At 46.2% G+C, this 14596-nt stretch carries 3 protein-coding genes; all 3 read right to left on the reverse strand.

Translation table 11 applies throughout. From position 1 onward, the window contains the following. Positions 1-5: 5 nt before the first annotated feature. The 3 genes from J3B89_RS04440 to J3B89_RS04450 all read right to left on the reverse strand — a co-directional run bounded on the left by J3B89_RS04440 (position 6) and on the right by J3B89_RS04450 (position 14589). Positions 6-3434: a non-ribosomal peptide synthetase gene (locus tag J3B89_RS04440; protein ID WP_215396276.1), complete on the reverse strand. Its 3429-nt coding sequence runs from the start codon at positions 3432-3434 to the stop codon at positions 6-8. A 23-nt stretch (positions 3435-3457) separates the two neighbouring features. Continuing rightward, on the reverse strand, positions 3458-4789 hold the full coding sequence (locus tag J3B89_RS04445; protein WP_215396277.1) for a hypothetical protein: 1332 nt from the start codon (positions 4787-4789) through the stop codon (positions 3458-3460). Between the two features lie 101 nt (positions 4790-4890). Then, on the reverse strand, positions 4891-14589 hold the full coding sequence (locus J3B89_RS04450; protein WP_215396278.1) for a non-ribosomal peptide synthetase: 9699 nt from the start codon (positions 14587-14589) through the stop codon (positions 4891-4893). Positions 14590-14596 lie beyond the last annotated feature (7 nt).

Below are 14596 nucleotides of genomic sequence, written 5' to 3' on the forward strand. Positions count from 1 at the left end.
TTGTGTTAGAAGACTATTTCAAATGAACCTTTATCGACTTCGGCGCGAGTTATTTGCTCGAATTGCTGGGCATCAGAGTCTTCTGCTTGACGGTTTCCCAAATACACGGCCATGTCTTTGAGGCTGGTCCGCTCAAACACATCCCGGATCGAAATTTCGATATCAAAGCCTTCTCGAATTTCATAAACCAAACGAGTCAACTGCAGCGAGTTGCCACCGAGGTCGAAGAAGTTAGCAGTAGCGCTAACGTTTTCCAGCTCCAAAACTTGCGACCATATGGCTGCCAACTTGATTTCAGTGGCGCCTTCGGGTTCGACAATTGGCGGGGCCATAATTTCGCCCGGTTCGGGCAGTGCTTTCTTATTGACTTTACTGTTGGCGGTTAGTGGGAAAGCATCAAGCAATACAAATGCACTAGGCAACATGTAAACCGGCAAATTTTTCGCGATGCTCTGCTTCAACTGTTTGTTAAAGCCAGCAATATCGACCTCGGCGGGCATATGAGTTGGAATAATATAGGCAACCAACCGTCGAGCTAGCTTATCGCCCAAAGCCATAACGATGACTTCTCGAACAGTTTCCAGCTTGGCTAATTCAGCTTCAATTTCACCCAACTCGACTCGGAAGCCAAGAATTTTGACCTGGTCGTCAGCACGGCCAATAAACTCGATGTTGCCGTCGGCCATGTAACGTCCGAGATCCCCGGTACGATATAGGTTTTTACCCAAGCCCTTGTGGTAGAAGAAGCTAGCAGCGGAACGCTTTTCATCACCATAGTAGCAACGGGCAACACCTCTACCACCTATGTACAGTTCACCGGGCACACCAATAGGGACTGGCTGTTGCTCACGGTTAAGAATGTGAAATGACTGATTGGCCATAGCTTTACCATAAGGCACACTCTTGAGGTGGCTGGTATCCTCCGTGATCGGGTAACTGATAGACCAAATCGAAGCTTCTGTTGCACCACCAAGGCTATCGGTTCTACAGTTAGGGAATACGCCCCACAACCGTTTCGGTAAGCTTGGTGAAATCCAGTCACCACTCATTAAGATATTACGCAAAGTAGTGCCAGTTTTACCCTGACGCTCAAAAGTCAACGCCAACAGATCTGCAGATGCAGGTACTGCATTGAACAAAGTAATACTGTGCTGTTCAACTAATTCAGCCCAGTGCTCGGCGTCAGTCCCTTTTTCGTGTTCCGGATAGACCACTTCACCACCTGCGGCGAGAATGCCGAAAATATCGTATACAGACAGGTCAAAACTCAACGCCGAAACTGCCAACGCCTTGTCAGAGCTCGTCATACCATAAGTCCGGTTGATATCATGCAAGGTGTTGACCACGGCACCGTGTTCGATGGCCACGCCTTTAGGCTGTCCAGTAGAACCGGAGGTGAAGATCACGTATGCCAGCTTGTCGGCACATCCGGTGACTGGCACAGCTGCAGCCACGGAATCGAGTGAACCTTCCAACGGATTGACTTCATTGATGTTAATCTGAGTAAAGCCATCAATCCCCTCTTTGCAGTCAAGGACCACCATAAAGCGGGCATTGGCCTGTTGCAAAATACCTTCGCAACGCTGCTCCGGCCATCCGGTTTCCATCGGTAGGTATGCACCACCAACCATCATAATCGCCATGGTTGCAACGACTTGATGTCGACCTTTAGGTAGGCGTACGCCCACCAACTCTTCGCAGGCCACCTTCTGTTCTGCCAACTGTTTCGCCAGAGAAACGCTCAGGCGTAGTAATTGCTCATAGCTGATACTACCTTCAATGTCGGTTACCGCCACAGCATCTGGCTGTTTTAATGCAGTTCGCATAAACAGTTCATGCATGCCCTCTCCCTGCTCAAACTCAGCAGCGTTATCATTCCATTTTGCTATCAGAGCCAACTGAGCTTCGCTGGTCATATTCAAACGATGAATATCCTGTTCACAGTCAGCGACAATAGATTGCAACAACAATTCATAGCTTTCAGCCATGCGCTCGATGGTGCTTTTTTCGAACAGACTGGTGGCAAAGTTCCAGACCAGATCCAGACCGTCAGCTTCTTGCGAGGCTGACAGTTCGAGGTCGAACTTCACCAGATTATCGGCGCCCATTATCGATTTGACTTCGGCATTCGGCAATTCAAGCTGCGTTTTTTCGTTGTTCTGCAGCCTGAACATGATCTGGAAAATCGGGGTATGGCTGAGGCTGCGCATAGGGTGAACCGTGTCCACCAACAATTCAAACGGAATATCCTGGTTAGCAAAGCCGTTGAGAATATTGTTCTTTGCTACTTTGAGTAGTTCGCTGAAGCTTGCCCTTTCCGGCAACGTGGTACGCAATACCAAGTTATTAACAAAACAACCGATCATCGGTTCTATTTCTGCTCTGATACGTCCGGCAACTGGTGTGCCTATCACAATATCATCTTCGTTACTCCAACGACCTATCAGCAGCGCAAACGCAGTTTCAAGCAGCATGAACAAAGTAATGCTCTTGTCGTCAGCCAAGGCTTTTAACTGTCCCAACATATTGACATCAATGGTGTGCCGCAATTTGCACCCTTCAAAACTTTGCTGCGCCGGACGATTTTTGTCTAGCACCAGTGAATGTACCAGTGGGATGTCTTCGAGGTTCTGCTGCCAGTAGTTTAACTGCTGGGTGAATGAATCACTTTCGAAATATTCACGCTGCCAATCGGCATAGTCGGCATACTGAATGCTCAGAGTCTGATTGACCACCGAGCCATTTTCTAAAAACTCTTGGTAATACTGGGAAAATTCTTTAACCATCACGTTCATCGACCAACCATCAGCAGCTATTAAATGACTATTGAATAAAATGACATGACTGTGTTTGGATTGCTTAATCACAATTACTCGAAGCTTATGTGACTGGTTCAAATCAAAACGTACTTTAGATTCACTTAACATCAGTTCGCGGACTTTTACCTGCCGTGTCACTTCATTAAGCTCGCTGATATCAACAAGTTCTACTTTGGCCGGCTCTGGTTCGGAGATCTGCTGGTAGGTGACGCCGTGAGATTCAACATAGTTGGTCCTGAGTATTTCATGGCGAGCAATGATCTTGTCCAGAGCAGCCTGCAAAGCTTCGATGCTGAGCAGACCGTCCACACTGAACGCAGTAGAAATATTGTTCTGCACCGAATTATCACCCATATGGTCAAGAAACCAAAGGCGTTGCTGCGAATAAGACAGCCGCAACAGACCATCTCTTGCCACCTGTTTGATGGGTCGCGTTGCCAGTGACTTTGGATTATGGGTGGAGATGAAGCTGACCAGCGCAGGCTTGTTTTCTTTGAGTAGGTCAATCAGTTCGACGCTTGGGTACTCTTCAAACAATACCTCAAACTCACCATTTTCGACGTTCAATTGTACATTCTGGGCGGCGCACATCGCCAATATTTCTTGCAAATTCATTACTATTTCCAATTCTATTAATTTTAAATGACCATTTTTCTGGCTTGAGCAGCTTCTTCCATAACGAAGAGCTCTATCGCCCCCCTAGCAGAATTGATCACCCCATCATTCATTCCGATAGTCGCCGCTCTGATAAATGCGCCACTGTAATTGTTGCCGAAATCAAAGATCCCCCATACGGCTCTTGCCCCAACAATGCCATCTTGCGGATGACATATCGACACAGCATCAGGTTTACAATATTCCTGCACCAACCAATCGTTGTCGTCGCCATATTTCTCAATGATTTCCTGCCACTCTTCTGGCGAGCAGTCTTTGCCGATAAAAACATCGAGTCCCTGAAACGAATGCGCTTTCTTAATGACCAACCTATGCTGCTGTTCCATTAGAAATGGTCTTAACTCAACCTTTTCCGATTGCCAATTGGCCTCCTTACTGTTGAGTTTGGCGCCCCACGGGATGTTTTCAGTAATTAGCTTTCGTTCCTCATCGGTCAATTCAATTTTGTAAAGTGCTTCATGCATTAAGGCCAACAAATTTTTGCTTCCAAGTATCAACCGGTGAGGGCTGTCGGGAAAGACAAGTTTATTTCTTAAGCTGCTACTGGTAAGCTGGTAATACAATTTATCCTGACCTTGCATGGTGTCTCCGACCGGGATAAAAAAAGCGTCAACAATCTCCCCGTTCATAAACACATCACCGCCGGGTTTAAATTCAAGGTCGCTCACATTACGGCAGATCGAAAGTTTACCGTTGGGGAAACTGCCTTTTCGTGCCAAACGAAATTGCTCATAGAAAAACAAAATTGCGTCTTCAACAAACTCGTCATTGTCTTGATTTGCACTCATGACTGCCATAACAATGTTGCCTGTGGCTCCCGGGCCTTTTATACGCTTGATGCTAGCCAAAAGCGCTGCAAACAGATTTTCCACTATTGGCCGACTTTTAACATTCCACAGGGCTGTCTCGGGAAAAGCTTGAAGTACCCGAAGGAAATTGCCGGCGAGCCAATCGAGTTGCCATCCACCGATAGTTGACCCGGCATTGACTTCTAACAACTTGATCTTCTGTCCGGAAATGATGATATCGTGGCGTATCAACATATCCTTTGGGTCGACCCCCATGTTCAGCATCATTTCACAGATAAACAGCGGTTCGTTAACATAATTCGCCAACGCTTGGGCGTTATTGCCGAAAGTTTCCTTTATAACCTTGAGCAACACCTTAGGAAAGAGTTCGACGAAACGCGCTATCTCTTTAATCCGTTCACTCGACAAAATCAAAGGCCAACTGGCAAAAGGATATGGGTAGTTCTGCAATGCTCTGATATCGACCTCTACAACTTTTTTTCTCATAGCCTCACTGTCCGACATCAAATCGAACAATTGGACTTGCAATGACGAGTAAAACCTGTTTTCTGCTGCTGATACTATCACTTTTATTGTTCTCCTTCGGGTCACAGAGATAACTTGTTCTTTTCGCGCTTATCGCTGATATTGTTTAGCACGCTGTTGACCAACAGGTTTTCTTCGACCTTAGCTGCAATGTTCTTGATACTGCTGTCCTCAAAGAATATTTTGATAGATATTTCGACACCGGCTTGGGATTGAACACGTGACAACAGTTGGGTCGACAGCAGCGAATGCCCGCCGAGTTTAAAAAAGTCATCTGTTATTGAAATATCGTCGCGTTTCAATATCTCCTGCCATATTGGTAGCAGGTTTCTTTCCATATGAGTTTGAGGTGCAACTATTTCTCTTTGAGGTTCTAATTCGGTGTCCGACAATTCAAGCAGCGCTCGGGTATCCAATTTACCGTTCGCGGTTCTCGGTAAGCTGTCGATAGCATAGATTGACTGAGGCACCATGTAGCCCGCCAACTTGTTCTTGAGTAACGCTTTGATTTGAGCCGCCTCAAATGACTTTCCCTTGCTTTGTTCACTAAGAGTTAGGTAAGCCACCAGGTAGTTTTCGTTTTCATTACGTTGCTTGACCACAACTGCGGCTGTATCCACCATCTCAAGGCCGACAATTGCTGATTCGATTTCTCCGAGTTCAACCCTGAACCCGCGGACCTTGATTTGACGATCATTTCGACCAAGACAGATGACACTACCGTCATCATGGTATCGACCCAAATCTCCGGTCAGATAGATAATATCGCTACTATCGTCCAATACCGAACAAAATGGATTGGCGATAAATTTATCTGCAGTTTCCTTCGGATTATCGTGGTAACCCAAAGACAGATGGCGACTGCGAATACCGATTTGTCCCAACTCCCCGATGCCGCATTGATGTAAGTTTTGATTGAGCACAATCAGCTGACAATCGCCCATTCCCCTACCCACAGGCACATTGCCACTAGAGTGCTGTGTCAAATACTGTGCCGTGACCTCAAAGAATCCCAGTGCACGGCAGGTTTCGGTAGAACCATACAAATTGACTACTCGAACATTGTCACTAATACGCAAGATTGTCTTGAGATGGGCTTGGGTGAGTGGCTCTCCGGCGCTAAACAGCAACCGTAACGACATCAGCCGCGTGGTATTGCCCCCCCACAGGAATGAGCCGAGACTCGGGGTTATGTTGAGCACACTGATGCACATTTCATTAAGCCATTTGGTCAGTTTAACTACATCTTTGATGTCTTCTGGAATATAGAGCTGGGCACCAACACATAAGGGCGTAAACATATCCCGTTGCAGCGGATCGTGCATCAGCCCTGAAAGCATAGCAAAGCGGCATTGTTCGGTAATACTGAAGTGCTCAGCCGTCCATGGCAAATAGTAACTTAGTGCACTGTGTCGTCCTCTCACCACCTTAGATTTACCTTCAGTACCAGAGGTAAAGGCAATGTATGCCAGAGCATCACCGTCAACATTCTCACTTACAAACTCTGCTGCTTCAGGATAATCCGACAATTGTAACAACAGTTGTGCCACATTGAATTCTGGGACAAAGTGCTTTTCTTGGTAATCGTTTATAATGCCGGACACGTCGGTGCCATCGAGGGTGATGAAAGCAACCGGCGAAGCTAGCTCTATCTGAGAGTTTAATTTTTCAATCGGCGTATCGTCGGCCAACATGACAAAGGCTGCACCGGATTTCAACACGGCAAAAGTAGCCAAAACCAAGTAGTGATTACGTTGTGCTATTATACCGATGACATCACCGCGACCAATCCCACGTTTTTTCAAATAATGGGCAAAGGCATGGCTTAGCTCATTTAACTGCCGGTAATTCCACCGGACATCACCAAATTTAACTGCCATGCGATCACCATAGGTCTCAGCAGCCTCCTCAAACAGGTAGTGAACCGAACCGGCCCAGTGCTCGTGAACGGCTTTAGTTAACAGGCGTGGATCAGGCAACAGATTGGCCTGAGACAGCGTGCTAACCGGTTGTCTATGGAGATCATCATGCCATACCAGCGAATAACTGCCACAGGGTTTACTACTATCTTCAGCCACTTTGTAAAGCAGACAGACCAACTGATCAAGCATTAAGCCGACATATTTGCCGCCATAAACCTCTTTGTTGTAGTTACAAGTGATGGACATTCCATTATCGGTATCGTTGACATACAAAGTGATATCGAATTTACCTTCAATAGGCGGGGCAAAATCAACTTCGATATCAACACAATGACCGCTCAACTCCAACGGAGGCAGACTCAACACATTGAGCAACACCTGGAACAAAGGAGTAGATGCATCCCTTTGGACATCTATGGTTTCCAATATTTTTTGAAACGGTAGTTCTTGATGCGACAAAGCCCTGGCCAAACTTCTGGACTGCTCGATGATGCATTGATCAAAAGATTCGGACATATCCAGCTGACATCTGACCGGCAGATTGTTGATAAATACTCCAAGGATATTTTCAACACCGGCAAGATTTCGACCTGTAATTGGAACACCAATATTCAAATCCGACTCACCGCTAAGTCGCGATAGCACATTGGCAAGAGCACTGTGAATGACGTTAAACAAACTAACTTTATGTTTATGTGCAAGTTTCAGTAATTTGTTACGGGTCTCAGAATCAACCGCATTAGCCAGTTTCATTTCACCTGGATCTTCAGAAGGATTGGCTGCAGGAGAAAATGGCAACTGTAAAACCTGATTACAGCCAAACAAGTACTGTGCCCAAAATTCTCTTTGCTCTTCTGCCAAAGGCGTATTAAGGAATTCCTGCTGCCACAACACGAAGTCATGATATCCCAATGCATGTTCGCAGATAGCCAACCTTTTACCATCTGCAATGTCATCATAGACCTGCATAAACTCATTGAAAAAGGTATTGATTGACCAACCATCGGAAATAAGATGGTGGAAATTGACGAACAGTCGCCATTGGGTGTCTGACAGTTTGGCTATCAATACCGCGAACAATGCATCTCTATTTAGATCAAAACAACGGGTGCCGAACTCGCTGGCTTTCGCGGTATAAGTCTTGTCCCTCACATCTTCAGCACCATTGCTTAGGTCTAGAACTTCCAGCTTCGGTTTCAAGCTTTCATCAAAAAACTGCATCGGCAGTCCATCATTACCAACAGAGATCCTGGTTTTAAGGATCGGATGTTTGGCAACTAAAAAAGTCAACACTTCACAAGCGATGTTGACACTGAATTTGCCGTGAACTTTCACCCCGCCGGTAATATTATGCTTATTAGTTTGGCCTTCTAGTTGCTCGACGAACCATAACAAATGCTGTGTAAACGACAAAGGAACTGGACCTTGATGACCAGATTTTTGCAGTGGTAACAACGCGCTGGATTTACTGGTCCCTTGCGCATTATTTAACGCCCGCACCGCAAGACTGCATACCGTAGGACACTGGAAAATATCGATGATCGCAATAGACAAGCCGTGCTGGGTGCCGGCTATATGGATCAATTTCGAGGAAAGCAAAGAATTACCGCCGATTTCAAAAAAGTTCGCCTCTGTACTGATCTCGGCAACATTCAGATTCAAGAGCTCCGCCCATATGTCCACCAACGTCTGCTCGGTATCGTTCTTGGGAGCAACGTATTTACCTTGCAATACGGCGTAGTCGGGTTTTGGTAAGGCCCTGCGGTCCACTTTGCCGTTAAGGGTCGTCGGCCATTGCTCGATAACGACAAATGCCGAAGGGATCATGTGATTGGGCAACACAGTGCCGATGGACTGCTTGACTTGCCGCACCAGGGTCTGCTCGTCACTACCGGCATCCTCCGGAACCATATAAGCGACAAGAGATTTTTCGCCTTTTAAGTCTTCAAACAGCATGACCAGCGAAGAGTCCACGCCGGCGCAAGCAGTGATTTGGCTCATAACCTCACCGAGTTCCACCCTGAAACCTCTGATTTTGATCTGATCGTCTATCCTGCCGACAAATTGAATATTGCTATCAGGCAAGCGACGCACCAGATCACCAGTGCGATACAATCGGTCTTCAGGAGAATTGCCAAAGGGGTTGACGATAAACCGCTCTGCGGTCATCGCTGAGTTATTGATATAGCCCCGCGCCAAACCATCACCACCGACATAAAGCTCACCCGTCACGCCAACCGGACACAATTCCATATTTTTGCTCAGTATCAGTGTTTTGGTATTGGCCACAGGCTTGCCGATAGGCGTAAAGTTTTTGCCTTCTTCAATATGGTTATTTGGCACGTTGTATAATGTACAACAAACGGTCGTCTCCGATGGGCCGTACCCGTTGACAACCTGCAAGCCCTCGATATGTTTTTGCAAACTAACCAATACCGACTCAACAATTGGCTCGACCCCGACAAGCAACAGTTTAAGGCTTGATTTAACCTCTCTGGCGCGGATTTTAGCGGCAAATCTGAGCAGGTAAAATGCCGGTAAATAGGCGCTGTGAATCTGGTGCTCTTGCATCCAGTGGAACATCAACTCTTTATCGAGTCTGACCTGTTCCGGTACGACATGCAAAGTAGCACCACTGCACAAAGCACTCATGATTTCATAGACTGAAACGTCGAAACTGATATTGGTCCACACACTACAATTGTCGCCAACGCCGATTTTGCCCCTGGTCTGCATATCGGTCAGTAGATTGATCAAAGAGCGATGCAGACATCCTACACCTTTAGGCTGTCCGGTAGAGCCAGAGGTGTATATAACATAAGCCAGTGAGTCAGAATCTTGTCCTTCTGCCCGTTCAAGTCGGCTATCTGGATAGTCCTGCAACTGCCTGCTGAAACTTTCGGAATCGAGTTCAATTAAACTAACTCCTTGAGGGATTTGTAACCTGTCGGTCAGCCCACTAATCGTCACCAGATGTTGTAAGCCACTGTTTTCGATCATATATTCCAGCCGTCTTACAGGGTAGTTGGCATCGAGTGGAACATAGGCTCCACCGGCTTTGAGTATGGCCAACATAGCCACTATCATGTGCGTCGAGCGTGTTGTGCAGATCCCCACAACGGAGTCAGTCGTCACCCCTGCGTTTCTCAGATAATGAGCCCATTGACTGGATAATTTATCCAGCTCCCGGTAGCTGTACTTTTCATTTTCATAAACCAGGGCTATACCATCCTGAGCATTGTGAACACAGGCTTCAAACAACTCATGGATCAACATCTCATTCTGATATTCGGTGTCAGTGGCATTGCATTGTTTGACCAGATATTCAACCTCTTCAGGCAACAACATCGGCAACTCAGACAGCAATCCATCTGGGTTACGCGCAACCGACAACAACAGTTCGTGAAAATGATCACTTAGGCTCTGCACGTGATGCTGGGTAAACAACGATGTGTCATATACCCAAGACATGAAAATGCCGTCTTCATTGATCTTCGTCGAAATGTCCAAATCAAACTTCGCCATCACTTCACGACAGGGCAACTCGCTAATCTGCACCCCAGGTAGGTTCAATTCCGAAAAATCGTTGGTATCCATACTAAAAGTAATTTGGAACAACGGTGAATGCTGGGAAGTGCGAGGAGGTTTCAAATTTTCCACCAACGACTCAAAAGGCACGTCCTGATTTGCCTGTGCAGCCAGATTGACCTCTTTAACGTGTTTGAGATAAGACGGAAAACTTTTGTAGTCGGTATCGACACGTAACACAAGGGTATTAACAAAAAAACCGACCAAGGGTACCAATTCAGCCTGAGTTCGGTTGGCAGTCGGTGTGCCGATGACAATGTCCTGGCTGTTACTATGGCGTGAAATTACCAGACATAGCACCGCGTGCAATAACATAAATGGGGTAACGTCATGTTTTGCGGCTACTTCCATCAGCTGTTCGGTGAAGGAGCTGTCGACATGCCCCGTCACTACTTCGCCACGGAACAACTTTTTTTCAGGGCGAGCATGATCAAGCTGCAAGCTGTGTACTATTGGTGCATCTTCGAGTTGCTTGCTCCAGTAGCACAACTGAGCGTCCAATAACTCTCCTTGCAACGAATGCTGCTGCCAATAGACATAGTCGGAATACTGGATCTCAAGCGGGGGCAATGGATCTACTGCATCTTCCAGGGCCGCTTCGTACAGTGCGGCAAACTCCTTGAGCATAATATTGACAGACCAGCCATCCGAAGCGATATGGTGCATATTGAACAACAGGATCCCTTGTTGGTCATGGCCAGTACAAGACAAATCAATGTAGCCTACCCGAATCATCAAATCCTTTGATAAATCGAAGGTTTTTTTCGCATGATACAAAATTAATTCATTGGCGGTATCGTGCTGGTACTCAGTGTCAAGTTGACGCAAATCGAAATAATCAAGAGCAAAATTGAACTCGTCTCGTATGATTTGTACGCCATCGCCGTCATGCTCGGCAAATACCGTACGCAGTGGCTGATGGCGCTTAACTATATTGGTCACAGCCCGCTCCACAGCCTCCAGGTTCAGCCTCCCATCAACCCTAAATGCTGCAGGCATATTATAATGCACACTACTGCCTTCCATCTGATCAATAAACCATAGAGGATGCTGAGCATAGGACAACGCCATTTTGTCAGATTGAACATTGAGTCTACAAACGGCCGGACGAATCGGGAGTTCGCTTCCTTTATCTACCAGCGCAGCCAAACGCCGAATATTTTGCGCGGTGAAAATAGTTTCAACCGGCAATTCGCATGCCATTTGGGTACGTATCTCGGCAATCATCCGCATCGCCAGCAGAGAATGACCTCCGAGGGTGAAAAAATTGGCAGTAACACTTATTCGTTTCGCATCCAGTTCCAATATCTTCGCCCAAATATCAGTGAGCAATTTTTCACTGGCGGTTTCAGGCTGAACGTAATGGCCCTGCATGTCGGTCCCATCAGGCGCAGGCAAAGCCTTTTTGTCAATTTTGCCATTCAGTGACAACGGCCATTCGGTGATCAGCACAAAAGCCGAAGGCACCATATACTGCGGCATACTCTGATGCAAAGCGTCTTTTAGTTTTTTGACAAATTCGGCTTCATCCTCGTCGCCGTTCATTTCAACGTAAGCAACCAATCGCTTAGAGCCTGATTCATCGTCCCTTGCGACCACTATACTGGCAGCCACATTTGCACAATTTCCTAAATGGTGTTCCACTTCTTTAAGTTCGATACGAAAACCACGGATTTTGACCTGTTCGTCTATCCGACCAACATAGGCCAAGTTACCGTCAGGCATGTAACGCACCAAATCCCCGGTTTTGTATAAACGACCATCATCGTTGTCAGAAAATGAATTTTTAATAAAAACGCTTGAGTTGAGGTCAGGCCGATTGAGATACCCACGAGACAAACCATCGCCACCCAGATACAACTCACCAACGACACCCATCGGCAGCAATTCTCGCGCTTCGTTTAATATATAGGCTTGAGTATTGGTGATAGGTCTACCAATCAAAACCGAACCTTGGACCATATCGTCCATAGCCATGACGGTTGAATAAGTAGTATCTTCTGACGGCCCGTATAAGTTGACTACTCTGTCGAGAGATAGCAATTGGTGGAGGTCGTTCACCAACGACTGACGCAAAGCTTCTCCGGCCAAATTGATGGTTTTTACTGAACTAGGTATACGATTTTCCTTGAGTACCGCAGACACACCGGAAGGTACACTGTTGATCATCGTGATACCTTTGTCTTCATAGTTGTGTTCAACCAGCATCAGAATATTTTCGACGATTAAACAGCTGCCACCGCAACTGAGTGGCGCAAACAATTCAAATACCGACAGGTCGAAGTTTAATGAAGTACAGGCTAGCACGCATTGCATTTCGTTTGCGCTGAAGTAATCGATTGCCCAGCTCAACATGGCAACTGCGTTTCTGTGTTCTATCATCACCCCTTTGGGCTTACCTGTAGAGCCAGAGGTATAAATCACATAGGCCAGCTTGTTTGGTTGTTGTGCTTCAGCCAGTTCTAAATCACTTTCTGGAAATCGTCCTAGTAATTCTTTAAATGCCGGATCGTCCAGTTCAATACAGGTAAGGTCTGTTGATCGATCGAACTTCCCGACCAATTCACTCTGGGTCAAAACCCAATTAAGCGAGGTATCCTCAGTAATGTAATCTAAGCGGTTTTGCGGATAATTGGGGTCGAGCGATACATAGGCCCCGCCGACTTTTAAAACAGCCAAGATCCCCACCAGCATATCCAGCGAGCGTTCCACGCAAATGCCAACAAACTCCTCGACCCCGATCCCTTGTTCCCTCAAGTACTGCGCCAATCTATTGGCAGCACAATTGAGTTGATGGTAGGTCATCGAATCTTGCTCGAACATTACGGCAACTCTGTCCGGCGTTTTTTTCGCCTGAGCTTCGAAAAGCTGATGCATCAAATGGTTCTTGTTGTAGTCGGCCTGCGTATCGTTAAGTGACTGACATAGCATCTTGGCTTCATCTGATGGAATTAGCTCCAACTCTGTAATGGGCCTTTGCTGTTGCTCTGGACAAGTCAACAAACCAAGAATGTGTTCAAAACGTTTTGCTAGTAAGTGGATTTCGTCCTCACAAAAATAGCCGTGGTTGTAATCCAGCTGCAGCTCTATATCTTCGGCACCGCCATCCCATATGGTCACAGTAAGTGGTGCTTTTATACGGTTATGCGTATGGTAGACTACTTCAGCATGATGGCTATCGAACGACAGCCCACTGTAATCGAGCTTCAAAAAATTGAAACATACATCGTACATTTCATTATGTTCACCAGTTAATCCCAGTGATTGCATCAAGTGGCCGATAGGAAAGCCTTGGTGGCGAAAACTAGCCCTTTGCAGTCTGGTAATTTGTTTAACCAAACTGATACAGCTTTGCGACTTATCAACACCGACGATCAGCGGACTAACGCTGGTGAACACCCCAATCATTTTTTTTTGCGCATGGTTTTTACGATTATGAAACGGTGTACCAAACGATATTTTGTCCCGGCTATATGTCTTGGCAAAATAAATTGCCAGCATCGCCAAAAACAACTGTGACACCCCGGTTTCCATGGATTCGGCAGCTTTGCTATAGTCATTGTAAACACTTCTAGATATTGCAACGCGATAACGTGTACTGCGCGGCCCATCAATTTCCGAAATGTAATGGCCGGTTAAAATTTTATCGGGGACGTTGGCACAGTGGTCAAGCCAAAACTCTTTATCCAAGGCATACCGCTTTGATTCGACGTACTCTTGATTTTGCCGACATATTTGTTGCCAACTGCCAAGTTTGGTCGGTTCACCTTCGACTTCGTTGTAGTAATCGGCAAGCTTATGTGCCCAATTGGAGAAGCCCCAGCCATCCATTGCCAAGTGATGACTCAAGCCAACATACCAATATTCCGTCGCGGAAATTTTCACTAAAGTAGCTTTAGTCAACTCGCTATCATAGTATGGGATTGGAGTATTAAAAAGCTCATCCATCCAATCAAAAGCGGCTTTTTTTGGATCTAATCTGTCGCTGAAATCAAGCAGTGGTAATTCAATAGTACGGTCCGAACTGACATATTGCTTCACTTCATGCTCTTGATGGACAATTCGAATGCCAAACGCTTCATGATTTAATACCACCTCACGATGGGCATGGCGAATTCTTCCAATCTCCAGAGACCAACAGCGGACAAATCCGCCAATGTTATATAATGGACTACCTGCATGATGCAATTGGTCAAAATAGATGTCTTTTTGTGATATCGACAGATCGAATAAGGCTTTGTTAATAGTCATTTTTAGC

Source organism: Rheinheimera oceanensis, assembly GCF_018831085.1.
GTDB lineage: Bacteria > Pseudomonadota > Gammaproteobacteria > Enterobacterales > Alteromonadaceae > Alishewanella > Alishewanella oceanensis.